This is a genomic window from Acinetobacter sp. WCHAc060033, assembly GCF_004209125.1.
GTDB classification, from domain to species: Bacteria; Pseudomonadota; Gammaproteobacteria; order Pseudomonadales; family Moraxellaceae; genus Acinetobacter; species Acinetobacter wuhouensis.
The window spans coordinates 43,544-70,049 of sequence record NZ_SGSW01000019.1; the positions used below are offsets into that span (position 1 = coordinate 43,544).

Genomic DNA, 26,506 nt, shown 5'->3' on the forward strand with positions numbered 1-26,506 from the left:
TTATTTTCTCCTTGCTAATAGAGCAAAAAGAGACATTAAGATTGGAATACCTGTAGGCAAAAATGGGACTGTACCCACGCTGATCACAGCGCCAAGCATTGCTGATTGACGAGTCTCTTTTTGTTTTAGCGACTTAAAGGTTAGAGCAAACAATACAACTGGAAAAATGGTGTCTATTCCCAATATTTTTGTATAAGCAAAATGACTTCCAGCAAAGTAGCCAGCTAAAACACCAATTGGCCAAGCGAATAAAATTCCAATGCCACATAACCAATAAGCACACCGTTTAAGCTCATCAGTGGGTTGCGTTAAACCGAATAATACACTTTCATCATTCATGATATGTGTAGCAAAGTACTTGAACTTATTATCTTCAATAAAATGCTGGATGGCTAAACCAAAAGGTAGATGACGTAAGTTAATGAATAGACCTGCTATGGCAGCCGTAATAGGACTACTGCCAGAAGCAATCATGCCAATAAAGGTAAATTCAGCAGCGCCAGCTAAAACTAAACTCGAAAGTAGTAGTGGTATCCAAATAGGTAAATGGTACGTTACAGCAAGTGAACCGAGTGACATACCGATGAGTGCAGTTGCAAAACAAATGATTGCAATTGATTTAATCAGGGGCTTGGGTAATTTAATAAATTCTTTATACTTCATCTGGCACAACCTAGTTATTTGTTGAATTGTTCGTTATATCAAACAAGTGTTTTTTATATTAGAGTGTTTGTTTTTGTTCGTCAAATCGAACGATTGTATTTTTTGGAAGAATAATGTCGATACCGATAGAAACCATTGCATTAAATTTGCAGAGAGAAAGGAAAAATGCTGGATTATCTTTAGGAGAAGTTGCTAGGCGTGCAGGAGTTGCCAAATCTACGCTTTCACAGCTTGAGTCTGGACAAGGTAATCCAAGTTTAGAAACCTTATGGGCATTATGCGTAGCCTTAAATATTCCTTTTGCGAAATTAGTAGAAACACAAACTCAGTCTGCACAAGTCATTCGTTATGGAGAAGGAGCTTCGGTTACTTCTGAGGTCGCACATTATCAAGCTGTTTTGTTAGCGACTTGCCCGCCCAATGCGAGACGCGATATTTATATTTTAACGACTCAGCCAGGTGAACCGCGCTGTAGTCAACCACATCCTACTGGCAGTGTAGAACATATTATTATTATGCAAGGGTCAGCCAAAGTAGGTTTAACGAATAGTTATGAAACTTTAAAAGCGGGGGATTATATGTCCTATCCTGCAGATCAAGCACATATATTTGAAGCTTTAGAACCTGATACGCGTGCAATTTTGATTTCTGAGCAACGCTAATACAATTTGTAGAGTTAATCCTGTGTTTTTTGACAAAGTTGGTTTTATGCTTAAGTTAATCGCTTTATAATGTGCCCAATTTTATGTGATGGAACTGAGATCTGTGAGTATTATTGTTGCCTTAGATGCAAAAAGCCAATATGACGCCCTAACAATTGCTGATCAACTTGATCCATCACTTTGTCGTTTAAAAGTAGGTAAAGAATTATTTACTCATGAAGGTTCTTCTATTGTTAAAGCATTACATGATCGTAACTTTGAAGTTTTCCTAGATCTTAAATTCCATGATATTCCAAATACAACGGCTCAAGCTGTATGCGCTGCTGGGGATATGGGTGTATGGATGGTGAATGTACATGCATCAGGTGGTCGTAAGATGATGGAAACTTGTGTTGAACGTTTAAAAGCAGGAAATTACAAGACTCAACTGATCGCTGTAACTGTGTTAACGTCTATGGGGCGTGAAGATTTACGCGATATTGGTTTAGACGTTGAACCTTTTGAGCAAGTTAAGCGATTGGCTAAATTGACTCAAGAAAGCGGTTTGGATGGTGTTGTATGTTCTGCACAAGAAGCGAAAATGTTACGTCAAGATTTGGGTCAGGACTTTGCTTTGGTGACGCCAGGCATTCGTCCAGCAGGTTCAAATGCAGATGATCAAAAGCGTATTGTGACACCAAACCAAGCGATGCAAGACGGTTCTACGCATTTGGTGATTGGTCGTCCGATTACACAATCAGCAAATCCAAGTCAGACTTTGAAAGATATTTTAGCGACTTTGTAATTTAGTCTGCTTATTATTTGACATTCAAAATTCAAATGCATCGTTAAAGTTGATGTATTGGGTTGCTTAAAAAGCTTTTCAATTGAGTAGACAATTGGAGAGCTTTTTTATATTGTGCTGATCAGAAGAACTTTTTAATAATAAGCTAATCTTGGGTGAATAATGTCTACTGATTCTGAAAAAAATGTACCAGTACAAAGTGATGTTAATCAAGTTGATCATGTTGTGCCATTAGAAAATTTAGAGCAGGAACAGGAAGAGCAACAAAATCAGCAAAGTGATTGGACTTCTGGAATAGATGTTGTGGAATTGGGCTCAACTGTTTTAGATGCTGTAGGAGATTTGCTGAGTGGTCTTGATATAGATTTTTAGTACAGTCATATTTACGAGATTATAGAACTTCTGAATCACTAAATTTTGAATAAAAAAAGGAATGATCAAGTTTTGATAATTCCTTTCCATTCTATTATTTCAGCATTTATAAGGCAGCCAAGACACTGACGACAATAGGTGCAAGAACTGAAAGCACGAAGCCACTGACCATTGCGTGTGGAATAAAATCATTACCACAGGCTTGTTTAACCATAGGGAGTGTAACGTCCATGGCTGTTGCTCCTGCAGAAGAAATTGCAGAGCGTGGATAGCGCCAACCGATAATATACATAAATAAAATCGCAAAGATTTCTCTGAATAAATCATTCATCAAAGCGATACTCCCCAAGTGAGAATTTTTTAACTCTGTGATCACAATACCTGTCATTGAGTAAAATCCGTAACCTTGTGAAAGCATAACAAGGTCTTGCATGCTGATATTTTTTAACATAAAAAATGCTGCAACCGCACCCAGTAAAGACCCGATGATACATGCTAAAGGAACAAGCATGATTTTCCAGTTGAGCCAAGACTTGTCTAAAGGTGAATAGGCTAAATCTAACCCGATCAGTAACATATATACCAATAATAAATGCCACGTGCTGACATGTAATGGGAATTGGAAAGAGTGCGCAAGTTCAGCCACGCCATAGCCAGCGGCAAGAGCAATAAATGCATAGCTGATATTCAGTAATGAACCCATTAACAATTCAGCAGACACTTTCCCCTGAGAGGGTTGGTAACCAATCGCTTTAAATAGCAAATAACAGCACAAAAAAGCACCTATGGACGTTGTTAGAGCGATGGTGATTGAACTTGTTAAAATTTGCGCAGGGCTGGCAATATTATGAATAGTTTGAGAAAACTCAATCGCAATTGCAATAAGTAGCACATAAGTAAAATAAGGTAATATTTTAAAAGCAATTTTTTCAATACTCTGCGGAATACGGCGAGCGAGGATAAAACCTAGAAAAAGGCAGAATAAAAGTTGGAATATAAGCCAAAGAGATTGCATGAAAAATAGATAGGCAATGAATACCTATCTATTATAGCTGAATTAAAAGTGTAGCCTAAGCAGCTTTTGATTTTTTCTTGCTTTGTGACATTGTACCTAGTAGGCGATAATCAGCAGGGTTGGCCTTACGGGTTTGTAGCCAAAATTTCCAAGTATACGTTGGCCAAAGTGAGAAGTTTTTTCCTCCATCTTGTTGATACCAACTGACACAACCAGATTGCCAAACTGTGCCTTCAAGCTTTTTTTGTACATCTTCATTAAACTGGTCTTGAACATTCGCTTTGACTGCGATGGCTTGGGTCTTGGTTTTTCCTACCATTTGCATCAATTGTAAAATGTAATTGACCTGAGATTCGATCATGAAAATAACCGAATTATGTCCAAGCACTGTATTTGGCCCTAATAGTTGAAATAAATTAGGGAAACCCTTGGTACACACGCCATAGAAACTTTCAGCTCCATCTTTCCACGCATCTTTCAGTTCAAGTCCATTTTCACCATAGCATTCAAATGATTTTAAATAGATGCGAGGGTCTGTAATGAAGCCTGTACCATAAATTAAGCAATCGATTTTACGCTCTTTACCATCTTTTGTGATGATGCCATTCTCGGTCAGCTCTTGGATTGCATCAGTTACTAACTCGACATTTTTACGATTAAAAGTTGGGAAATATTTATTTGATACTAAAATACGTTTACAACCCATCACATAATTTGGGGTGAGTTTTTTGCCCAAAGCTTTGTCTTTGACTTGGTAGCGAATAAAAAGCTCACCAGCTTTTTGCATATATTTCATGGCGGCAGGTTTGACAATTGGAACAACTCGGGATTCATTTGACCAATATAAACGAGCACGGTGTAGTTTTGTAAACCATTCAAAACGATTAAATAATTTTTTATCTAGGGCATTATAGGCACGTTCGTCACGTGGAATCACCCAAGCAGGGGTACGTTGAAATACATATAGGTTTTCGACTTTGGGTGCAATTTCAGGAATATATTGAATCGCACTACCGCCTGTACCAATTGATGCTACATTCTTTTGGTTCAAATTATAATCATGGTTCCAATGTGATGAATGAAATACTTCACCTTTGAATTTTTCTATGCCTTTAATGTTTGGAATTTGTGGCACATGTAAAGGCCCTGAGGCGAATACAACAAATTGAGCATCAATTTTTTGTCCATTTTTTAAAGTTAAATGCCAATTGAAATGATCTTCGTCATATTGGGTTGAAACGACTTCTTGATTGAACTGAATATATTTTTTTAAATCATAGTCATGGATTAAATCTTGAATATAATCATAAATTTCAGGTGCTTCCGCATAACGCTTAGACCAATCGGTTTTAGGTGCAAAAGATAGAGAGTACATGTGTGATTGCACATCACAGGCAGCGCCTGGATATTGATTTTCACGCCAAGTGCCACCAACAGCATCGGCTTTTTCGAGGATAATAAAATCGTGAATATTCGCCTGTAAGAGTCGAATAGCCATAGCTAAACCACCAAAACCAGAACCAATGATTGCGACTTGTGTGGTTTGTGTTTTCACAACATTCGTCGAGATATCGTCCATTTTTTATTTACTCTAATTTTTCATTTTGCCTAGAATATCGACTTTTATTGATTTGGAATATGATAGCTCTGACAGAAAAATTGATATATTCGGCAATTTTCAATATTTGGTCTTTGTAGTAAAACATCTGTGTAAAAATGAAATGTTGAAAAAATGAAACGATCAATTCTCGGCTTAATGTATTTAATTCATGGTATGCGTAATGCAGGAATTGACGTGGATTCAAGATTGAATAGTATTGGGATTAAGGCGGATGCGCTTGATCCAAGCTCAATCATTCATCCAAGTTTAGAATGGGATATTCTCAAAGTTGTCGGTGTTGATGTTGCGCCTGAAAAAGGTTTGTTCATTGGGCAGCATTATTCTTTGGCAGGTTATGGTCCTTTGCTTATGCTGTTGGTTACTAGTCGTACTGTGAATGATGCAATTAAAAATGGTATTCAATATCAAGGCTTGACCTATTTATATGGTGTATTGGGTTTAGAACAGGGGAACCATCAAGTTGCATTGACTTATGCACCTGTTGATCTCGACACTGAAATGGGGTTGTTGCGAGCGCAATGTGAAATTTCAGGGACTTATAAGTTCTTAGATGATATTTATAGAATGATGGGATTAACAGTTCCAAGTATTCGGATTGAATTGCCTTTTCAGCAACCACAAGATCCTCAAACCTTAAAGCAATTCCATGACTATTATGGTGCAGATCTACATTTTGGTTGCAGTAAAGCAGCTTTTTGGATGAATGAAGATGTAGTGCAACTGCCGATTCCATCTGCGGATCTGATTACGCATCGTGTGTATGAAGCTAAGTGTATTGCTGAAATTGAACGTTTAAATGCAGAAGAACAAAAGGTTGCGCCTTTGATTCAACGTGTAAATGATTATTTAGAATTACAACAGGGCATTATCCCTTCGATGGCAGAAGTGTCTCAGGCATTGAGTATTCCTGAGCGAACTTTACGTCATCAGTTACAACAGTTAAACACCAGTTATAAACAGATTCGCGAACAACTCATTATGAACAAGGCACTCCGTTTAATTGAATATAAAGAATATTCAATTGAGGTGATTGCTGAATTGTTGGGTTATTCTGAACCAGCAGCATTTAATCATGCATTTAAACGTTGGTTTGGGCAAAGCCCACGTCAATATGGTAAATAATTGGTGATGATATGTAATTTATGTACATAATAATGCCAAAGTTTTATTTATCGAAAATGAATATTCGCTATACTTCCATTAGCCTTTAAAAGTAACAAAACCATATGTCTGATCACAATTCAAATCCTACCTCGTTTACTCCTGTATCACCTGCTGAGCGTTATGCCAAAGCTTTATCCTCTGGGCAGTTTTTACCAGATGATGCGCAAGCTGAAGCTGTGCATGAGTTAGAGCGTGTCTGGCAAGAGTTGATTAATCGTTATAAAGCATCGAAAAAGGCATTTCGTCGTTTCCGTCGTCAAACAGCACCAAAAGGCGTGTACATGTGGGGTGGTGTAGGGCGTGGTAAAACATGGTTAATGGATCAATTCTTTGATTCGATACCATTTCGTCGTAAAACCCGTATGCATTTCCATCACTTTATGCAGTTTGTTCACAAAGAGTTGAATAAATTATCAGGTCAACGTAATCCGTTGGATATTGTGGCAGATCAAATCTATAAAGATGCTGTGGTGATCTGTTTCGATGAGTTTTTTGTGTCGAATGTGACAGATGCAATGATTCTCAGCGATTTATTCCAAAAGTTATTCAACCGTGGCATTACATTGGTGGCAACATCAAATATTGCTCCAGATGGTTTGTATAAAAATGGCATCCATCGTGATCGTTTTCTTCCAACCATTGAAATGGTGAAAACTCATTGCGCGATTTTGAATGTTGATGCAGGTGTGGACTACCGTTTACGTGTTTTGAAGCAAGCACAGTTATTTAAATCGCCATTAAGTGATGACAATAAAGTGTGGATGGCAAAGCGTTTTACTGCTTTAACCACTTCTCAAGTAGTCTCGGAAGAACCGATTAATATTAATAATCGTGTTGTTGAAACACTCGGGCATACTGAAGATGTATTGTGGTGTGACTATCGTGAATTGTGCTTAAAACCACGTAGCCCATCTGATTTTATTGAAATTGCTAATATTTATAATACAGTTTTAGTGAGTAATGTACCGCATTTAACAGATTTACTTTCTGAGGGAACACGTCGTTTTATTTATTTGGTCGATGAGTTTTATGATCGTGGCGTGAAGTTATTATTGACTTCGGAAGATTCAATTATTGAGATCTATGACGGTGAAAAACTTGCCTTTGAAATTGAGCGTACTCGTTCGCGTTTACTTGAAATGCAGTCAGATGAGTATTTACAGTCTGAACATCGCTTGATCAAAGGTGATAGTGACTTAGCAGTGGAATAAACACTTAAGCATTGTGGATTGCTAAGTAATTGATTTAAAAAGCGACCTAATGAGGTCGCTTTTTTTATGTATAAATGATTTAGATTAACCCACTTGAATTTCAGTATTGGGATGACTAACACGACTTTTATTTGGTGTCGCAATCAAATATGCAAGTGTTAAAGGTCCCAAGCGACCTGCAAACATTAAGCATATCAAAGCAATTTGACTTCCCGCATGTAAATCTTCAGTGATGCCCCGTGATAAACCAACGGTACAAGCAGCGGAAACGGCTTCAAATAATAAGTCTAAAAATTTCTTATTCGGCTCTAAAACCAATAGGGTAAAGAAACCAATGAGAATGAGTAATGATGTGATAGAAATGACCGCCAGTGCTTTAAAAGTGGCTTGGTGTGAGACAGAATGACCGAATACTGTAATTTCAGATGAGCGTTTTAGGAAAGAGCGTACACTTAAAATCATGATGATAAATGTACCAACTTTAATCCCACCTGCGGTACTGAGTGATCCACCGCCGATAAACATTAACACCATCGTGATAAGCGTTGAAGCATTGGTCATGCTACTGACTTCTAAGCTGTTAAAGCCTGATGAACGTGGTACTGTGGCATGGAACCATGCATTTAAAGCCTGATCACCCACGGACATCGGTGCGAGTGTTAAAGGGTTCGATGCTTCTATTGACCAAATTACAATGAATGCAAATAGGTTTAAACCTGCAATGGTTGAGAGGATTAACTTGCTATTTGTTGAAAGTTTTTTCCAACGTTTGGCACGTTTAATATCCATTAGTACGACAAAACCAATACCACCGATGATATACAGCAAACTAATCGTCAATGTGACCATGTATTGGTCAGAGAAGCTCATTAAGCTATTGGGAAATAAAGAGAATCCACCGTTATTAAACGCTGAAATACTATAAAACAAGGCGTAAAAGAAAGCACGATCAAGGTCATAATAGTTTGACCACGCCATGGTTAAGATCCCTGTACCAATGGCTTCAAAGAACAATGAGTAGAGGAAAACTCCTTTTACGGTAAATGTTGCTCTGGCTAAACTGGTTTGCCCGATGGTTTCTTGCGCCATAATTTGCTGTTTAAGTCCAACTTTGGATGAAAGACTTAGTGCAGCCAAGATCGCAAAGGTCATGAAACCCAAACCACCACATTGGATGAGGAGCATGACCACCACTTGTCCAAATGTTGTCAGTGAGTCGCCAATATTGACCACAGATAAGCCTGTAATTGTCACAGCAGAAGTTGCGGTAAATAAGGCATCAAGCCATGACAAATCACCTTTATGGGAAAAAGGGAGTTTGAGCAACAATGTCCCAATGACGATGAAGCTTAAAAAACCTAAGGCAAGTAAACTCGGTGGGCTGAGATTAATGCGATTATGATTTTTATTGATCAGTTCTTTTCTAGATAGACGCATAGTAACAACTATAAGAAACGAATTGAAAATTGTCTTAACATTTCTACAGGGCCTTCCAAAATCAAAATATCTTTTTCTTGTAAAATGGTTCCAGGTGCAATCTCATAAAGTACATGAGAGCCACGCTGTAGTAATAGTGTTTTAATTTCAGGTGTATTTTCCATCACCGTTTGGAACTGAGCACCTTGTAGATTTGCAGCAATTTCAATTTTGACAATATAGCGATCATTATTCAGCGCCATATAACGTCGAACCATTGGATAGCTCAGATTCTGCGCGATGCGAATGCCCATGTCTTCTTCAGGGTGAATGATTTTAGTAATCCCTAGATGTGACAAAATCATATGATGTGACTTAGATTTTGCTTTCACAAATATTTTATCAATGCCTAAATTTTTTAGATGAAGTACACATAAAATACTGGCTTCAATGTCATCACCAATCGCAACAACAACAGCATCACAGTTTTTGACATTCAGTTCTTCTAGGACATGTTCATCTGTTGCATCTGCTATTACCGCATGACTAATTTGATCTGCAATATTTTCTACATTTTTTTTCAGTGTATCTATACCAATCACATCGTGATTTAAGTTAGTAAGCTCTAATGCAACCGCTTCGCCAAAACTACCTAAACCGATGACAGCAAACAGTGCCATTTTAAATCCTTATCAATGCACAAGATTTGTGTGACATTATCATATTCAATTTTTATATATTTTATATTTAAACGATTGCATCGCCAATCTGAAAACGAAGAATAAAGTTGGATAATGTAAAAAAACTCAAGCAGACGTCATAAAAACTTAAAATTTGCCCCGTAATATAAAAATCAAAGCAAAAATAGATCTATGCCAAGTCATGGCGGAATGTAAGTAGAAAAAAATGGACGATAAAAAAATTTTCAAAATCCTGCAACATTGGTTTCCTGAGTTGCAGCAAAGAGATATTCCCAAAAAGAAAAATCGTAAAAGTTTTGACGTTTTTCTAGATTGGCTTGAAGCTGAAAAGTTTGGTGGGCGCTTTCGTGCCTATTTAATGAAAATAGATCGAATGAAATTTCAGGAAAATGAAATTGAGAGAAGTGCGATTTTCCATGAATATGCAGTTGATAGCTCGAATCTTCAGACTCAAATACGCGAGCGCACAAAACCTCTATTTGAGCATTATGAACAACATAAAGAAGTAATAGGGCGTTATTACAATGTACAAGATCAAGTTTATGACATTGTTTTTGAAGAAATATTAAAAGTTGCAAGGCAACATGATTATGAGTTGTTGCTGATCTATGCTGAAGACTATCATTGGTTACTTGTACCCAACCAAGACCATAAGATTGAAAAATTCTGTAAACATTTCAATAAACAATTTCATGATCAAGACGTGAGTATTGAACACTATGCCTTATTCGATTGCTCAAGATCGACTTAATATTTGATTCTTTGAGGTTTTTTAAAGTATAGTTTTATTTTCTTTTTTAAATTGAACAAACAATGGATGATAAAAAGATATATCAACTCTTACAAGCGTGGTTTCCAGAGTTGGAGTCGCTGAAAATTCCAAAGAAAAAAATGAGAAGGGATTTTGAAACTTTTTATTATTGGTTGTCCCCTCAAGATATTACTGAGCCTACGACTGAAGATGATCTTCAAGAATATAAATATCGTGGGTATTTCTTAAGTATTGACCGTGATCAGCATTTTGATAATGGTATTGAGGTTTGTGCTTTATTTCAGGATTTAAATGTAGATGTTGAAGCAATACAAAATAGGATCGAGTTGAGGACAGCACCATTATTCGAACATTATGAAAAATATAAAGATTTAATTGGTAATTTTTATGCTTTACGAAGCCATGTTTACGATATTGTTTTGGAAGAAATTTACAACGAGGTGAGAAAGCACGGCTATCGAATGTTGTTGATTTACGCATCTGAACAGATTTGGATGGCTGTACCAGATCAACCGAAAAAAATAGCACAATTTATAAAGTTATTTCGTAAGCAATTTATTGGATCGCGTCCATCTATCGAATATTATGAACGATTTAAACCATTCAATTTGAGTAGTTTTTTGTCAGATGATGATTGATAGTCCAAGTTAAAAATACTTAGATATCTCAAGCTCTATTTGACAAGAGCCTGAGATACATTGGAAGACAAATTTATTTTAAGAAACGCTGATAACCTAAGTTATTGGTAATTTCCTGATATGGATAAGTGATCGTTTCTAAAGTCTCGATCAAACCATCTGGATTTTGTTGTGCATCTTCTGCATCCAAGCCCACCAATACACGACCTTCCGCAGCACCGTGGTTACGGTAATGGAATAGGGTAATGTTATGCGTTGGTCCTAGACGTTCTAAGAAAGTCAGTAATGCACCAGGACGCTCAGGGAATTCGACACGGAATAGACGTTCATTTTCAATATTTGCATGACCACCAATCAAATAACGAATATGTAGTTTAGCCACTTCATCATCTGATAAATCATCTACGTCATAATGCATTTTTAGTGCTTCATAAATGTCATGACGTTCTTTGTCACCCGATTTTAAGCTAATACCCACAAAAACTTGTGCTGCAGAAGAACTGCTCGCACGATAGTTAAATTCAGTGATGTTACGACCTTGTAAGGCACGGCAGAAGTTGAGGAATGAACCTTTTTCTTCAGGAATGGTCACAGCAAAAATCGCTTCTTTACGTTCACCAAGTTCAGTACGTTCTGCGATATAACGTAAACGGTCAAAGTTCATGTTGGCACCACAAACAATCGACACCATATTTTTATTTTCTAAACCATGTTCAGCAACGTATTTTTTAATCCCTGCCAAAGCCATTGCACCCGATGGTTCAACGATGCTACGACATTCGTCATAAGTATCTTTGATCGCAGCGCAGATTTCATCGGTATTCACAAGTACAACATCACGTTCAACAATTGGACCTGAGTTATCTGATTTTTGTAATTGAATGACTTCAAATGGTTTTTCACCAATTTGCGCAACAGCTGTACCATCGGCAAATAAGCCAACAGTGGGTAAAATCACACGTTCATTTTGCTCAAAAGCGGCTTTTAAACATGCTGATTCATCATATTCCACAGGAATGACTTTGACATGTGGTGCGACATCACCCAAATAAGCAGCGACACCTGCGATTAAACCACCACCACCAACGGCGACGAATACATAATCGACATCACGCCATTGACGTAAAATTTCATTTGCAATCGTCCCTTGACCTGCCATGACCAATTCATCATCGTATGGTGGAATAAAGGTCATGCCTTCATCGGCAGCACGTTGAATTGCATATTTATTGGCAACATCAAAAGAATCGCCGTGTAGAACAACTTGACCACCCAAACGTTTTACGGCTTGAACTTTAATATCAGGTGTCGTCTTTGGCATCACAATAATGGCGGTAATACCCAACTTTTGACCAGATAGTGCCACGCCTTGTGCATGGTTACCCGCAGAAGCAGTAATAACGCCACGTTCCAACTGAGATTTCGGTAATTGACTGATGCGGTTATAGGCACCGCGCAGTTTGAAGGAAAAGACAGGTTGCAAGTCTTCGCGTTTGAAGCGAATGTTGTTGTTTAGTTTTTCACTAATTCGTGGCGCTGCTTCGAGTGGGGTTTCGATCGCAACGTCATAGACCGTTGCCTGTAATATTTGTCGAACCAAACGAGACAGCATGTTAATTTTCCATATAACAGTTTAAAATGAGCATTGATTGTAACAAACCCCTGCGCATTTGCGATTTAAAATTATGCGAAATGTGCAGAAATTTGAAAATTTATTGAGAGATGTCATGAGTCTTTATGCTACCCAAGATGAGAAAAAACAAGCAGCAGCCAAAGCTGCTTTAAAACACTTACCAAAAGGGGGCATTTTGGGTGTAGGTACAGGCAGTACTGTGAATTTCCTCATCGAGCTTTTACCTGAGCTACAACTTGAAGCTGCGGTGGCAAGTTCTGAAGCAACTGCACAACGTTTAAAAAAACTTGGCATCGAAGTGGTTGATATGAACCATGTAGGCGGTTTAGATGCTTATGTGGATGGTGCTGATGAAATTGATCGTCACATGCACATGATCAAAGGCGGTGGTGCAGCATTAACCCGTGAAAAGATTGTGGCTTCAATTGCAAAAAAATTCGTTTGTATCGTGGATGACTCTAAATGGGTTGAGCAACTTGGACGTGAATTTCCGCTTCCTGTCGAAGTGATTCCAATGGCACGTTCTGCTGTAGCGCGTAAAATCGTATCACTTGGTGGTGATCCTGTTTACCGTGAAGGTGTGGTAACGGATAACGGCAACGTAATTTTAGATGTATTCAATTTAAATATTTTGAATGCTTTAGAGTTAGAAAAAACCTTGAATGATATTCCAGGTGTGGTATGTAACGGTATTTTCGGGATTAATAAAGCGGATATTGCTGTTGTTGCGACTGACAATGGTATTGAAGAACGTACTGCGGTTTAATATGTTGAAAGTTCCTTCTCCCTTTGGGAGAAGGCTAGGATGAGGGCAAAGAAAACCTCTCCCTAACCCTCTCCTGAAAGGAGAGGGAACTCCAAATCTGATTATAAATTTTTAGAATAAATGACCCCAAACCTCCCCGAAATCCAAATCACTCATCATGCACGAGCAACTCGATTACGCTTACGTGTAGAACCCACTCAGATCAAATTAACTGTACCTAAGTTTTGCACCAAACGTCAGATTCAGGATTTTTTAGCTGAGTCTAAACAATGGATGATTGAAACTTGGCAAAAACAACAAGAAAAAGCAGGGCACTTAGATCGAACTTTGCCAGCTGAATTAAAATTATTTAATTTAGAACAGCCTTTACAGATTATTTATCAAACGCAGAAAAATTCTTATATTTTCGATGAGAAAAATCATCAATTATTGATCAGTGATCGTCAGCCTGAAAGTTATTTAAAAGCTTTTGTGATTGCTTATGCAAAGCATAATCTACCGATCTATTTACAACACGTCAGTGTTGAAACAGGTTTAAAGTTTGGGGAATGTAGTATTCGTCAGCCGAAAACGCGTTGGGGGAGTTGTACTGCACGACATGATATTATGTTGAATAGTGCTTTGGTGCTTTGTGATCAGGTGATTACACGATATGTCTGCGTACATGAGTTAGCGCATACCCAGCATTTTGATCATAGTTCTGCATTTTGGTCTGAGGTTGAAAAGCATGATGCAAATTATAAAAACCATCGTAAAATTTTAAAAAGTGGTGTAATGCCGTGGTGGTGGTGAGATTAATTGAAATAGTTAGACTCAACTTTAGAGTGAGTAAATCAAATAAGGAACAACTATTTGAAGATAAGGCAATTCAAAAACCATGATAAAATAGCTTTGGCTGAATTATTCTTGGAAAGTCGAGTGCACAGTTGGCATTGGTTGGATTCGTCAAAATGGAGTTTAGAAGATTTTGAAAAACTCACCCAAGATGAAGTTATCTTTGTTGCAGAACAAGATCAACAATATCTAGGATTTGCCTCTATTTATCTGCAAGATAACTTTTTGCATCATCTTTTTGTCGCGCCAAATGTCCAAAATCATGGTGTAGGTGCAGAATTATTAGGTTCAGCTGAACAGTTATTTTCAGGTACAGGTTATCTCAAATGTTTAACTGAAAATTATCAGGCTTTGAACTTTTATCAAAAGCATCGTTGGAAAATTATTGATACAAGTCATTGTGAGGACGGTGACTATTATTTGATGTCAAAAGAAAAATAAAGACATTCAATCTATCCTATTCATTTAACCATGTTTTGATCAATTCAACGATTTTCTCTGGTTGTTTCAACCAAGCACTATGTTGATTGCCTTTGACGTGCTGAGTTAAATCTAAAGTTTCAATTTTAGGCTGTTTAAAATAACCACTTAAACCGAGCATAGAATTCATTGGGGCAAAATCATCACCTTGTAAGTAGATAAACAAAGCATCATTCTCAACTACTTTTTCAGCACCGATAATGTGTTTGTAATTTCCAGAAAAAACCACTTTTGACCAATCACGCATTAAAGTTTTGGTTTCACGATTTCCAAAAGCAATTTTATATCCTGCAAAATAACCATCTTTTAAAATCATGGCATTGATCACCGTAGTTGCTTTGAGAATATTGAGTTTGCCTTTGAAGTCCCAATTCTTTAAACCAATATTACCAGTCGCCACGCCGATGATTTTATTTTCATGGCTTTGTGCATAAAGTGTTGCCAAATGCCCACCCAAACTATGACCAAAAAGAATAAGGCGCAGACCATTTATTTCAATGGCTAATTGTTCAAGTTGAGGAATAAAATCATTGAGTAACTCTGCATAACCATAATCAATGCCTTTAGAAACGAGAGGTTGGTTTCGTCCACAATGCGGATAATCAGCAATCACCACATTGAACCCATTTTCAGCTAATAATGCAGTTAGCTTTTCATATTTATTGATCGAAACGCCAAGTGCAGGAAGGATGATCAAAGTGTGTTGATTTTCATGGTGTGAAAGAATATCAACAACAATAGGATATTGTCCAAAATGGATCGTTTTTTGCGTTAAGGTAGAATGTGACATGAGCTGATCCTTATTCTTTAAAAATATTCATTTGAATCATCATTGGAAGCCCTAGTTTACTCATCAATGTAGTGCGAGATTGAGAATTTCTTTTTACTTCTGCTTTTAATAGCCGTTTGAATTGAGTGTTGAAATGATGACGTGGATATTGAGCTAAAACTTCATCTTTAAATTGTGTGGAAAATAAAGCTAAATCAGTGCCAATCACATCGCATGAAGTGGCTTTTTGTAGCAATAACACTTCTTTGGATAAATGTTGATTATTTTCATCTAAATAGCCATTCATATGTAAACAGATTGCATCAGAAATATTGTCAGTTTGATCCTGCGGAAAATCATGTTTAGCACATAAGCTTTCAGATCGTAAGGTACTTTCTAAAGTAAAGCATTGACAGGAATATTGTGCTTGATGATCTGCTAGACCGACATCATGCATCAGACTAGCGATCAGTAAACTTTCTTCATCAAATTGCCAATTTTTATGTTGTGCAATCGCAACACCCCAAATATAACTGCGCCATGAATGATTGATAATGGCTTGATGCTTTGTATTATCGAGTTCGGCAATCGCTTCTTTGACTATGGTTGTATCAGGAATATGAATATCTTTGAGTTCAAATTGTTGTGTATTTTCAGGCTGTTTTGAAAATGTTTTGCTATAGCTTAATGTTGCAGGAACAATAACTTGTTTGATCAATTGTACTTTTTCTTTAAAGCTGAGTTTACCATTGCTTAAAGTCATCCATTCACGTGATCCAATCATGTTGAATTATTCCTATTTTTAGAATTAGAGCAATTACTCTAATTTATTATGCATGGAAATTTTGACAATACAAGGTCATAGAGGAATGTGATAAAAGAAAAGCATTTTTCATAAAGAGAATTTAGGCTAAAATATTGTTAATGATAATAAATATTAAGAGAAATTTTTGTTTAAGTTCGATGAGGAATTAAAGGAACTATGCACTTTAGTTATAAGGTTGTTGATTGTTCAATGGGTTGTTTTCTGGACAATATTTATTTTTCCAACTCAAGAAAAATATGTATTGATTAAGGATGGATATTATGAGCTGAAAACATATCGTGTTCCGCAGGATGTGAGTTATGAAATTGATCGAATTGAAGCTAAAAATATCACTAATCTGTCTTTGATAAAGGACTTTCAGGTTTTCTCAAGGTTTGATTGCGCTGGTATAGTCGTTGAAAGAAAAAATGTGCAAGTTTGTGATGCTTTTTTAGATAAAAATAAGCGCGTTACTCATATAGAACTTTATGAAAGACACCCAAAGGATGGGTACAAAATTGTTTATGAAATAAAAGGTTTAGAGTACGAAAATTCGAGACATGAAAAAATAAAAATTGAAGTGTCTGTTTTGCCCTATGAATCTCAGTCACATTTAAATAATGCAAAATTTAAATTCGTCATGAGTATCATTGGTAGTTCTTTTGCCTTGATATTATTCTTTTATGTATTTTATTCAACACAGTTTGCAAAAAGTATAAGAAAGGATGGTAATTTATTGATATACCTAAAAAATACAATAAAATATGTGACGCTTATTTTGATCGTTTATCAATTCATCAAAGTTTGGATGTTTTTATTTAAGAATTTATAAAATTATAATTGCATCCTACAAATTTAGAGTATCTGTATTTAAAATTATCATGAAATACACTCAAACCTAAGTAAAACAGTTTAGAAAACCAAAACTTCCTGTCATACTATGGGGCTACAAAATGGATACTTTTGAATTGAGGTAAAGCACGTGATTTCAGTAGGCATTGTCGGCGGAACGGGTTATACAGGCGTAGAATTGTTGCGTCTTTTACTACGACATCCAAATGCACAAGTGAATGTACTGACATCACGTACTGAAGATGGTCGCCGTGTAGATGATATGTTCCCAAGCTTACGTGGACATACCGAGCTTAAATATTCAGATTTAAATATCGATGAATTAAAAAAATGCGACGTGGTTTTCTTTGCAACACCGCATGGTGTGGCAATGAAACATACCGAAGAATTATTGGCTGCCAATACCAAAGTCATCGACTTAGCTGCTGATTTTCGTTTGCAAGATTTAGAACAGTTTGAAAAATGGTATGGCATGCAACACGCTTGCCCAGAGATTTTAAAAGATTCAGCTTATGGTTTGTCTGAACTGAATCGTGACAAAATTAAAAATGCTAAAGTGATTGGTAACCCAGGTTGCTATCCAACCACAGTGCAATTGGGTTTAGCACCATTATTTAAACAAGCTGCAACATTGGTTAAACCTGAAAGTATTATTATTGATGCAAAATCAGGTGTTTCAGGTGCAGGGCGTAAAGCAAGTTTAGGCATGATTTACTCTGAAAATGCTGATAATTTCAAAGCGTATGGCGTTGCAGGACATCGTCATCATCCTGAGATTGTTGAAGCACTTGAAAATATTTCAGGTCAAAAAGGTGTGTTTGACCACATCCTTTTTGTTCCGCATTTAGTGCCCATGATTCGTGGTATGTTGAGTACGATTTATATCGACTTGACAGACGAGGGTGATGCAGCAGATTTACAAAGCCTTTATGAACAATTCTATGCCAATGAAACTTTTGTTGACGTCATGCCAGCAGGCAGTTCACCAGAAACTCGCTCTGTGCGTGGTGCAAATCAGTTGCGTATCGCACTGTACAAACCGCAACCGAAAAAGTTGATTGTATTATCGGTTCAGGATAATTTAGTCAAAGGTGCGGCAGGGCAAGCTGTACAAAATATGAATTTAATGTTTGGTTTTGCTGAAGATGCTGGCTTACAAGGCATCGGATTATTACCATAAAAAACGCTTTATAACTTCACACACATTTAACTTTGCGGTTAAATGTGTGTTTTGATTCTATCATTACTTAGAGATGACGATGCAGAACACAGAAACAAACACCGCGTCAGAACCAACTCAAACGCCGAAGAAATCTTTTATGCAAGGTAATATGCCACTGATTATTGGTGGGGTGATCTTATGCGCAGGAAGTACGCTTTTAGGTTACACGGTTGGACATCGCCAAGGTTTGACAGCTGTTGGTTTTGATGCAGACGCAGAGCAATTGGTAGAAGTGGTAAAACAACAAAAAGCCACGCTGGCAAATTTAAATAAAAGTTTAAATGCAACAGTACAAGAGCGTGATGTCGCTGTATCAAACTCGAATGATTTGACTGAAGCACTGAATAAATCCGATGCGGCAAAAGCGCAAGGTGATGTCATGAGTGCGATTTATCGTGAAGTGTTAAAACAACGTGGTGGTTTGAGTCTAATGATTCAAAACATCGCAGTAAAACCTTTGCCTGAAAATGCCTATGAATATCAATTGGATTTGATTCAAGTCAGTCCAAAGCGTGCAACAGGTTCGGTTGAAATTCGTTTAATCAGTGGAACAGAAGTGTTAACAGTTCCTTTGGAAGATGCGAATTATAATTTCAGCGATTATGAGCGCCTTACAGGGCGCTGGACAATGCCGAAAGGCTTTAACCCTCAATTCATTGAAGTACGTCTAAATGGTGCTACACCAGTCATTAAACGTTTCAGTTGGTCACGTGGAAAGCCTGTCGATAGTTCAGCAGCATTTGCAGCTGAAGTACCACAAGCTGAAGCTAATTCTCAATAAATCATAAGTACTTTGAAAAATATGCGAACTAAGAAGCGTCAAATGAGTTTAAATGAAGTGAAATCATCGTTTAATGATTCAGGTTATGTAGATTGGCATTTGAGTACTCGTGTGAACAATTCAGAAGATTCAGACCATGATCAAGGTGATGTTGCAATACAGACAGCACCACCCGAAATAAAACGTCCACCGATGTATTCTGTTCTTTTATTGAACGATGATTACACACCAATGGACTTTGTTATTGAAATTTTACAACAATACTTTGCTTTGAATCTTGACCAAGCCACTCAAGTAATGTTAACAGTACATTATGAAGGAAAAGGTGAAGCTGGCGTTTATCCAAGAGACATTGCGGAAACAAAAGCCAACCAAGTAAATAACTACGCTCGATCTCAAGGTCATCCATTACTTTGTCAGATTGAGCCAAAAGAATAAGGGGGTTTCATGCTCAGTCGTCAATTAGAAGTTTCGCTCCGTTTGGCTGTTAGCATGGCTCGTCAAAAGAGACATGAGTTCCTCACAGTTGAACATTTATTATTAGCTTTACTGGATAACGATTCGGCAGTAAATGCGCTTAAAGCATGTGGTGCTGAAATCATCAGCTTGCGCAAAGAATTAGAAGAATATGTAGAGCAACATACCCCTAAATTAGGTGAGAACAGCGACCAAGCTCCTCATCCAACTGAAAGTTTTGATCGTATTTTGCAACGTGCAATTTTCCATGTTCAATCGAGCGGTGGTGATCGCACAGTTGAAGGTGCAGATGTACTTGTTGCAATGTATTCTGAACGTGATTCTTTTGCGGTTTACTTATTGAAACGTCATCAAATCAATCGTTTGACTTTGACTCAATATCTATCGCATGGTGCGCGTAAAGAAGAAATTCATGTTGAAGAAGAATCTGAAGATTTAGAAGGTGAAGCGAGCGCTTCTGCAAATGCAGGACCACTCGAACTTTATACGCTTAATCTCAACATTGAAGCGCAAAAAGGTAAGACTGATCCTTTGATTGGACGTGAAAAAGAAATTGAGCGTACTGCGCAAATTCTTTGCCGTCGTCGTAAGAATAACCCATTGCTTGTAGGTGATCCTGGTGTCGGTAAAACCTCGATTGCCGAAGGTTTAGCATGGTTGATTGTCAATGGTAAAGCACCGAAACCACTTGCGAATGCTGAAGTTTATAGCTTAGACATTGGTGCATTGGTTGCAGGTACAAAATACCGTGGTGACTTTGAAAAGCGTTTAAAACAACTTTTAAATGCGATGAAAAAGAAACCAGAAGCGATTTTATTCATTGATGAAATTCACATGATCATTGGTGCTGGCTCAAGTATGGGCAGTACCATGGATGCATCGAATTTGATTAAACCTGCATTGGCAAACGGGACTTTACGTTGCATCGGTTCAACGACTTTCCAAGAATATCGTCAAGTGTTTGAAAAAGATCATGCTTTATCTCGCCGTTTCCAAAAGATTGATGTCAATGAACCATCAATTAATGAAACCATTGATATTCTGCGTGGATTGAAAACTAAGTTCGAAGATTTCCATCATGTGAAATATGACGATGCCGCTTTAGTATCGGCAGTTGAGCTTTCAGCTAAATTTATTAACGATCGTTTCTTACCAGACAAAGCGATTGATGTGATTGATGAGGCAGGCGCACAACGTCGTTTAAAAGCTGAACAAGACGATACCGTAATTACAGTGGAAAATATTGAAGACATCGTGTCTAAGATTGCACGTATTCCGCCTAAAACTGTGTCCAAAGATGATAAGTCTGTACTTGAACACCTTGAGCGTGATCTTAAACGAGTGGTGTTTGGTCAAGATGAGGCGATTACTGCATTATCATCAGCAATTAAATTATCTCGCGCAGGTCTGAAAGCACCTGATAAACCAGTTGGTAGTTTTGTATTTGCTGGTCCAACTGGTGTGGGTAAAACTGAAGTCACTAAGCAATTGGCAAAATTGTTAGGTGTAGAGTTTGTCCGCTTTGATATGTCTGAGTATATGGAGCGTCACGCGGTTTCTCGCTTGATCGGTGCGCCTCCAGGCTATGTCGGTTATGATCAAGGTGGTCTACTCACTGATGCGATTCATAAAAATCCGCATTGTGTATTATTGCTCGATGAGATCGAAAAAGCGCATCCAGATGTGTTCAACTTGTTACTCCAAGTGATGGATCATGGTGCATTGACGGATAATAATGGGCGTAAGTCTGATTTCCGTAATGTGATCATTGTATTGACGACCAATATTGGTGCTGAAAGTATTTCTCGTACAAGTATCGGCTTCACTGAACAAGACAATAGTAACGACAACCAAGAAGCAATGAAACGTGCATTCTCACCAGAATTCCGTAACCGTTTAGATGGTGTGATTCAATTTAAAGCGCTTCCAACTTCTGTAATTGAATCTGTGATTGATAAGTTCTTAACTGAGCTACAAGCACAGTTAGACGAGAAGAAAGTAGTACTTGAAGTTGATCAAGCGGCACGTGATTGGATGGCTGAAAATGGCTATGATCGTTTGATGGGTGCTCGTCCAATGCAACGCCTGATTCAAGAGCATTTGAAGAAACCACTTGCTGAGATGATCCTATTCGGTGAACTTGCTGATCATGGTGGAAATGTTGCTGTGACTGTGAAGAAAGAGGATGGCAAAGCTGTAGGTCTTTCTTTGGAAGTTTTTGAAGATCAAACGGCTGAACCTGCTTAAGATTAATTGAAATTAAGTTGTATAAAATAACCCGTGTAAATCACGGGTTATTTATTTTACCAGTGTATTATTCATCAACTTGCTCCCAAGTTTATTGAATCAATGTTTTATGGATGGTTATGGAACTTCAATTTACTAAAATCGTTACAACGATCTTATTATTTCTAGCGACAGCTATTGCTGAAATTTTAGGTTGTTATTTTCCATACCTGATTCTCAATCAAAACAAGAGCCACTGGTTGTGGATTCCAACGGTATTGAGTTTAGCTGTATTTGTTTGGCTATTGACGCTACATCCCGCAGCTTCAGGACGAATTTACGCAGCGTATGGCGGAATTTATATTTTCACTGCCTTGATGTGGCTAAGATTTGTCGATCAGGTCAGTTTGACGCGATGGGATCTCTTGGGGGGGGGTGTTGTCGTTATTGGTGCTTTATTGATTATATTGCAGCCGAATGGTTTGGTTCGATAAATATTACTTTATGTACTAAACCATTGTTTAACTTGGCGTGCATTTTTTTCTAGATCATCAATATCTTTTGTACTTGGTTTTTTTAATTCACAATTACCTAAGCGTGACTCTATTTTTTTTGGGCATAGGTAATTCCATTCTGCATAACTAAACTGATTGGTCTTATTGTCATTAATATCATGACCGTAATGTTCAATTTGATCGTTTTCAAATCGACTGAAACTGCGGTAATGTGTTTTACAATCTTGCATATCTGTTATTACTGTTTTTAAGTTGACTAATTTTTGATTGATATAAAACAGGTTATATTCAAAGTCACCATATGCCTTACAAGTTTCATTTTCTTTGAGTTTTGCGCGGATCACATAATTTTCAAAAAATTGATGATCTAATTCAGCCGTGTATTTCTTTGCTTCGTAAACAGTTTCAATATTTGGAATGATTTTTACAAATTTTTCTGTGTAATCAAAAGTTTGTGCATTTGGAATAGTCCGAATATTTGCATTATCCATATAACCAGCATAGCGGTGATGACGTACAAAATGATAGGGCGGTTTTTGATTATCTGAAGCAATGACATCTGGAACATATTGAAATTCAGCGAAATCCTTTGAGCTTATTGTAAGTGTGCCTTGTAAGCCTCCGTATGCTGTACCTACCGAAACAGCTTGTTGTTGCCGTATATAAATATCTAAAGCATCCGTGCGACGAATCTCTAATTGATGACCAGGTAAGGAATCAGAGGATTTCTGATCAGGATTGGGTAATGAATAAGTGATAGATTCTAACTTGTATAGCCATTTGATATGCTCTGGAATTTTAAAAGAAATAGAATGTGTTTGTGGATTAATAGTTGCCTTGATTTCTTGGGTAATAACATCATTCGTTAGACAAGGGAGTCGTAAAAAACCACATCGTTCAAGTGAGCCTGTAATTCCAGGAATAACAACTGTAGATTTATAATTTGCTTGTGCGATTTGAGTTTCACTCAAAATTGCATTTTTCTTTTGTTGAGTCATCGTTCCATAAGATGAATACAGATCTAATTGAATATCTACATGATCTTGGTTATTGCTACAGCCATTGATGAGGAGTATTGCCATAAACAAAAGGAAAGTCTTTGTTTTTTTCATAGTATTTATAAAACGAATAACTTCTTATGATTAATATTATGGGTTAATCAGATCATAACACGGTAATAAAAAAAGCATCCAGTAAACTGAATGCTTTTTTAGTGGTCATCCATCCTATTGAATCGGTGGATGCTGCAATTGGGTTAACTCTTTTTTACTGAAACCTCGTGATACCAGTACCTTTTTAATCCCTTTAATCACATCCTCATCTGTTGCTTTCAACAGTGCTGCGAGAAGTTGATCATCGGATTTACAAGAGCAATCATTTTCAATACAAGCAATTTGATTTTTATGCTCGTTTTGCTGTTGATCTGCCACAAACAGCTTTTGCCAAAAACTCATAGAGCCTTTCACATATAACCTAACATAAGACGGAATATAACTGTTTTAAATATAAATACAAGATAGGGGATTTTCATGTAGTCGGATTTTACGCTGAATTTTTCGATTACAAAAAAACTTTTGAACGGTTTGGCAGAATATTAAGTTTTCAATACTTTATAACTTAATGATATATCGATAGATAATTTCTTTATCATCATACTGCACATTTTAGACAGTATGATGACTCTGAAATAATCGGAAATAAATTGTTTAAATTTTTTCCAACAACACACCTGATTCAACATGGTGTGTATACGGAAATTGGTCAAACATAGCAAATTTTGTGATTTTATGAGTTTGCAATAAGGTTTTTAAATTGTCATGTAAAGTATCAGGATTACATGAAATATAAAGAATACGATCAAAACCTTGTAGAAGCTTTAAAGTGTCATCATCAATACCAGCACGTGGTGGATCAACAAAAACAGTATCAAAGTCATAACTTTGAATATCAATTTTTGCTTCTTCTAAGCGGCGGAATTCACGTTCACCATTATAAGCTTGGGTAAATTCTTCAGCAGATAAACGTGCAACTTGAATATTTTCAATGTTATTTTGTTCAATATTCCATTGTGCTGCATAGACTGATGATTTAGCCAATTCAGTTGCGAGTACGCGATTGAATTTAAGCGATAGCGGTAGGGTGAAATTGCCATTCCCGCAGTAAAGTTCGAGTAAGTCTTTATTTGAGCCTTCAGCTGACTGACATGCCCATTCCAACATCTTTTGGCAGACTTGAGCGTTCGGTTGAGTAAAACTGCTTTCAATTTGCTTATATTGAAATTTACGCTCAAAAACTTGTAATTCTTCCACCACAAATTCATCAGACAGTACCAATTTAACCCCACGGCTACGTCCAATAATTTTAACATTCAGTTTTTCTGCAAGCTGTTTAGCAAGGGCTTCCCATTCTTCATTGAGCGGTGCACGATAAACCAATGAAACCAACATTTCGCCTTTCAGCGTTGCGAGAAAATGAACTTCAAAAAGTTTTTTAGACAGAATCGGATTGGCTTTGATTTCATCTAATAAAATCGGCATTAAAGTATTGATACTTTTGTCTGCAATCGGAAATTCATCAATGCGGACGATGCTTTTTTGTTGATTTTCATCACGTTCAAACATGGCATAGAACATATCATCTTCAGTGTGCCAAATACGGAATTCTGCACGCATACGAAAGTTTTGCTCAGGTGAAGCAAAGACTTCTAATGATGGTGGATTAAATTCTGCAAATTGAGTTTGGATTCGTTCAATTTTGGCATCAAGCTGTTGTTGATAAGATGAAGTCATAGAAGTCAGAAAAGCACTGGAATTAAGCAGTGCAGATGGTAGCAAAATTAGGGAAAAATGGACACCTGATTCCTATCAATCCAATGTAAATTATTTAAATACTTTACTAAGATTGAAATCTACGTCAGGACATTGATTAAATTCAGCAAAGTTTTGGATTTCCATATTTAACGTGTCAATAAAATGCGCTTGATCGAGTGTATGGTCTTTAAAATAATTTTGTTCTAAATGCAGGCTGATTACTTCAAAACGCTGCTGTGTTCGATGTGCTTTGCAATCAATACGGCCAACAATATGATCACCATATAAAATAGGTAGGCTGAAATAACCGTAGACTCGTTTAGCTGGAGGAACATAGCATTCTAAGCGATAGTCAAATTTAAATAGAGCATTTAATCGTTCACGATGAATCACCAAATTGTCAAAAGGTGAAAGAATTTTCACTTTTAATTCAACTGGTTTGAGATGCTCTAACGCATTCATTTGAATAAATGTGTTTTGGCTGTCTTTATTCACATAACCCAATTGATCTAAAGTGGTGATGATTCCTGCATCGAGTTGTTCATTGACAATTTTACGCATCGCTTCACGGATGTCTTTGCCTGTTTTCAAGTGGATGAGTTGCTTCCATGTAAATATGCCATGTGCTCTCATTGTCGTATCAAACAGATAGCGCGCATATTCTTCAAGTGTTGGCATGTTTAAATTCAGATTATGAGGAATGCAGTGTTCAGTTAGTTTATAGACCTTTTCCATGCCATGACGTTCAGAGATCATCAAATCGCCTTGCATGAAAAGCTGATCAATTGAACGCCGTGCCAGATTGCTATTCCACCAAGCACCCGAACTTTGCTTATTTTTTGAATCTATATGGCGCAGTCGAATACTACCTTCAGCTTTAGTGCGCGCCAGTATTTCTTTCATTAAATGTCTATCACCGTGACCAAAATAACGATGTTGACCATTGCGAATGGATTGCATGTAGGGCAATACGTAACGATAATCTCGCATCGGCAAGTATGAAGCTGCATGAAACCAATGTTCAAAAATATGCTGTTGTTGAACCAATTGGTTTAAATGATTGCTTTGTGTATTTGCTTGATAGTCTGGTACTCGATTCCACAGCACATGATGATGCGCACGCTCAATCACTGAAATGGTATCGATTTGTACATAACCAAGATGTTCAATCGCTTGGCGAGTTCCCTCTAAACCGTGGCTGAATTTCGCAGATGCAGTTAAACCTTGTTGAGATATTGCCAATTGTCGAAGCAAATCATTCATTTATTTAATCCAGAATAAGAACAAAGAGTACTTTCTTGAAAACATACTGAGTTA

28 protein-coding genes are annotated in these 26,506 nt (G+C 37.2%); 16 read left to right on the forward strand and 12 right to left on the reverse strand.

Annotated features, from left to right (window positions below; all coding sequences use genetic code 11):
• The gene (locus EXE10_RS10375) at positions 1-663 is read right to left on the reverse strand and encodes an AzlC family ABC transporter permease (RefSeq protein ID WP_130113304.1); all 663 of its coding nucleotides are present in this window, start codon (positions 661-663) and stop codon (positions 1-3) included.
• A 113-nt stretch (positions 664-776) separates the two neighbouring features.
• On the opposite strand from EXE10_RS10375, the gene EXE10_RS10380 reads away from it, so the two are divergent.
• From EXE10_RS10380 to EXE10_RS10390, 3 genes are all read left to right on the forward strand, one after another.
• Complete coding sequence (locus EXE10_RS10380; RefSeq protein ID WP_068973174.1) at positions 777-1,325, forward strand: helix-turn-helix domain-containing protein; 549 nt, start codon at positions 777-779, stop codon at positions 1,323-1,325.
• An 88-nt stretch (positions 1,326-1,413) separates the two neighbouring features.
• The gene (gene pyrF / locus EXE10_RS10385) at positions 1,414-2,109 is read left to right on the forward strand and encodes an orotidine-5'-phosphate decarboxylase (RefSeq protein ID WP_171478502.1); all 696 of its coding nucleotides are present in this window, start codon (positions 1,414-1,416) and stop codon (positions 2,107-2,109) included.
• 162 nt (positions 2,110-2,271) lie between these two features.
• Positions 2,272-2,481: a hypothetical protein gene (locus EXE10_RS10390; RefSeq protein WP_087553043.1), complete on the forward strand. Its 210-nt coding sequence runs from the start codon at positions 2,272-2,274 to the stop codon at positions 2,479-2,481.
• A 106-nt stretch (positions 2,482-2,587) separates the two neighbouring features.
• Here EXE10_RS10390 and EXE10_RS10395 read toward each other — a convergent pair whose 3' ends face one another.
• Both EXE10_RS10395 and EXE10_RS10400 read right to left on the reverse strand, forming a co-directional pair.
• Positions 2,588-3,496: a lysine exporter LysO family protein gene (locus EXE10_RS10395; RefSeq protein ID WP_087553042.1), complete on the reverse strand. Its 909-nt coding sequence runs from the start codon at positions 3,494-3,496 to the stop codon at positions 2,588-2,590.
• Positions 3,497-3,551: 55 nt separating this feature from the next.
• A complete protein-coding gene (locus EXE10_RS10400) occupies positions 3,552-5,075 on the reverse strand; it encodes a flavin-containing monooxygenase (RefSeq protein WP_130113306.1) in 1,524 nt (507 codons plus the stop codon).
• Between the two features lie 153 nt (positions 5,076-5,228).
• Between EXE10_RS10400 and EXE10_RS10405 the strand changes: the two genes are divergently transcribed.
• Complete coding sequence (locus EXE10_RS10405; protein WP_130113307.1) at positions 5,229-6,239, forward strand: AraC family transcriptional regulator; 1,011 nt, start codon at positions 5,229-5,231, stop codon at positions 6,237-6,239.
• Between the two features lie 104 nt (positions 6,240-6,343).
• Positions 6,344-7,492 (forward strand): cell division protein ZapE, encoded by a 1,149-nt coding sequence (gene zapE / locus EXE10_RS10410; RefSeq protein ID WP_130113308.1) that lies wholly within the window; start codon positions 6,344-6,346, stop codon positions 7,490-7,492.
• Between the two features lie 84 nt (positions 7,493-7,576).
• On the opposite strand, the gene EXE10_RS10415 is transcribed toward zapE, so the two are convergent.
• Together EXE10_RS10415 and EXE10_RS10420 are read right to left on the reverse strand one after the other, a co-directional pair.
• Complete coding sequence (locus tag EXE10_RS10415; RefSeq protein ID WP_068973167.1) at positions 7,577-8,929, reverse strand: TrkH family potassium uptake protein; 1,353 nt, start codon at positions 8,927-8,929, stop codon at positions 7,577-7,579.
• A gap of 8 nt (positions 8,930-8,937) precedes the next feature.
• Positions 8,938-9,588 (reverse strand): potassium channel family protein, encoded by a 651-nt coding sequence (locus EXE10_RS10420; RefSeq protein WP_068973166.1) that lies wholly within the window; start codon positions 9,586-9,588, stop codon positions 8,938-8,940.
• 226 nt (positions 9,589-9,814) lie between these two features.
• Between EXE10_RS10420 and EXE10_RS10425 the strand changes: the two genes are divergently transcribed.
• A complete protein-coding gene (locus tag EXE10_RS10425; protein WP_087553039.1) occupies positions 9,815-10,360 on the forward strand; it encodes a hypothetical protein in 546 nt (181 codons plus the stop codon).
• A gap of 62 nt (positions 10,361-10,422) precedes the next feature.
• The gene (locus EXE10_RS10430; RefSeq protein WP_130113309.1) at positions 10,423-11,019 is read left to right on the forward strand and encodes a hypothetical protein; all 597 of its coding nucleotides are present in this window, start codon (positions 10,423-10,425) and stop codon (positions 11,017-11,019) included.
• A 73-nt stretch (positions 11,020-11,092) separates the two neighbouring features.
• Here EXE10_RS10430 and ilvA read toward each other — a convergent pair whose 3' ends face one another.
• Positions 11,093-12,631 carry a threonine ammonia-lyase, biosynthetic gene (gene ilvA / locus EXE10_RS10435; RefSeq protein WP_130113310.1) on the reverse strand — a complete coding sequence of 513 codons (1,539 nt, stop codon included), beginning with the start codon at positions 12,629-12,631 and terminating at the stop codon, positions 11,093-11,095.
• A 115-nt stretch (positions 12,632-12,746) separates the two neighbouring features.
• Between ilvA and rpiA the strand changes: the two genes are divergently transcribed.
• The 3 genes from rpiA (at position 12,747) to EXE10_RS10450 (ending at position 14,693) form a co-directional block, all read left to right on the forward strand.
• On the forward strand, positions 12,747-13,418 hold the full coding sequence (rpiA, locus tag EXE10_RS10440) for a ribose-5-phosphate isomerase RpiA (protein ID WP_130113311.1): 672 nt from the start codon (positions 12,747-12,749) through the stop codon (positions 13,416-13,418).
• A 120-nt stretch (positions 13,419-13,538) separates the two neighbouring features.
• Entirely contained in the window at positions 13,539-14,210 is a 672-nt protein-coding gene (locus EXE10_RS10445) for a SprT family zinc-dependent metalloprotease (protein ID WP_130113312.1), read from the forward strand.
• 126 nt (positions 14,211-14,336) lie between these two features.
• Positions 14,337-14,693, forward strand: coding sequence for a GNAT family N-acetyltransferase (locus EXE10_RS10450; protein ID WP_228256816.1), 357 nt, complete (start codon positions 14,337-14,339; stop codon positions 14,691-14,693).
• A gap of 16 nt (positions 14,694-14,709) precedes the next feature.
• Here the strand turns inward: EXE10_RS10450 and EXE10_RS10455 are convergent, their stop codons facing one another.
• Positions 14,710-15,522, reverse strand: coding sequence for an alpha/beta fold hydrolase (locus EXE10_RS10455; protein WP_130113314.1), 813 nt, complete (start codon positions 15,520-15,522; stop codon positions 14,710-14,712).
• A 10-nt stretch (positions 15,523-15,532) separates the two neighbouring features.
• Positions 15,533-16,285, reverse strand: a complete 753-nt coding sequence (locus EXE10_RS10460) for an HD domain-containing protein (protein ID WP_130113315.1) — start codon at positions 16,283-16,285, stop codon at positions 15,533-15,535.
• 166 nt (positions 16,286-16,451) lie between these two features.
• Between EXE10_RS10460 and EXE10_RS10465 the strand changes: the two genes are divergently transcribed.
• From EXE10_RS10465 to EXE10_RS10490, 6 genes are all read left to right on the forward strand, one after another.
• The gene (locus tag EXE10_RS10465; RefSeq protein ID WP_130113316.1) at positions 16,452-17,138 is read left to right on the forward strand and encodes a hypothetical protein; all 687 of its coding nucleotides are present in this window, start codon (positions 16,452-16,454) and stop codon (positions 17,136-17,138) included.
• Between the two features lie 150 nt (positions 17,139-17,288).
• Entirely contained in the window at positions 17,289-18,338 is a 1,050-nt protein-coding gene (gene argC / locus EXE10_RS10470; RefSeq protein WP_130113317.1) for an N-acetyl-gamma-glutamyl-phosphate reductase, read from the forward strand.
• A 79-nt stretch (positions 18,339-18,417) separates the two neighbouring features.
• Positions 18,418-19,161 (forward strand): hypothetical protein, encoded by a 744-nt coding sequence (locus EXE10_RS10475; RefSeq protein WP_068973156.1) that lies wholly within the window; start codon positions 18,418-18,420, stop codon positions 19,159-19,161.
• A gap of 21 nt (positions 19,162-19,182) precedes the next feature.
• Positions 19,183-19,599 (forward strand): ATP-dependent Clp protease adapter ClpS, encoded by a 417-nt coding sequence (clpS, locus tag EXE10_RS10480; RefSeq protein WP_068973155.1) that lies wholly within the window; start codon positions 19,183-19,185, stop codon positions 19,597-19,599.
• Positions 19,600-19,608: 9 nt separating this feature from the next.
• Positions 19,609-21,885, forward strand: a complete 2,277-nt coding sequence (clpA, locus tag EXE10_RS10485; protein ID WP_068973154.1) for an ATP-dependent Clp protease ATP-binding subunit ClpA — start codon at positions 19,609-19,611, stop codon at positions 21,883-21,885.
• A 119-nt stretch (positions 21,886-22,004) separates the two neighbouring features.
• Positions 22,005-22,358 (forward strand): YnfA family protein, encoded by a 354-nt coding sequence (locus EXE10_RS10490; protein WP_130113318.1) that lies wholly within the window; start codon positions 22,005-22,007, stop codon positions 22,356-22,358.
• Between the two features lie 8 nt (positions 22,359-22,366).
• On the opposite strand, the gene EXE10_RS10495 is transcribed toward EXE10_RS10490, so the two are convergent.
• The 4 genes from EXE10_RS10495 to EXE10_RS10510 all read right to left on the reverse strand — a co-directional run bounded on the left by EXE10_RS10495 (position 22,367) and on the right by EXE10_RS10510 (position 26,452).
• A complete protein-coding gene (locus tag EXE10_RS10495; protein ID WP_130113319.1) occupies positions 22,367-23,461 on the reverse strand; it encodes a hypothetical protein in 1,095 nt (364 codons plus the stop codon).
• A gap of 144 nt (positions 23,462-23,605) precedes the next feature.
• Positions 23,606-23,833, reverse strand: a complete 228-nt coding sequence (locus tag EXE10_RS10500) for a hypothetical protein (protein WP_068973151.1) — start codon at positions 23,831-23,833, stop codon at positions 23,606-23,608.
• 252 nt (positions 23,834-24,085) lie between these two features.
• Positions 24,086-25,168 (reverse strand): tRNA (uridine(54)-C5)-methyltransferase TrmA, encoded by a 1,083-nt coding sequence (gene trmA / locus EXE10_RS10505; RefSeq protein WP_130113320.1) that lies wholly within the window; start codon positions 25,166-25,168, stop codon positions 24,086-24,088.
• A 90-nt stretch (positions 25,169-25,258) separates the two neighbouring features.
• Entirely contained in the window at positions 25,259-26,452 is a 1,194-nt protein-coding gene (locus EXE10_RS10510; protein ID WP_130113321.1) for a winged helix-turn-helix domain-containing protein, read from the reverse strand.
• Between the last annotated feature and the right edge of the window lie 54 nt (positions 26,453-26,506).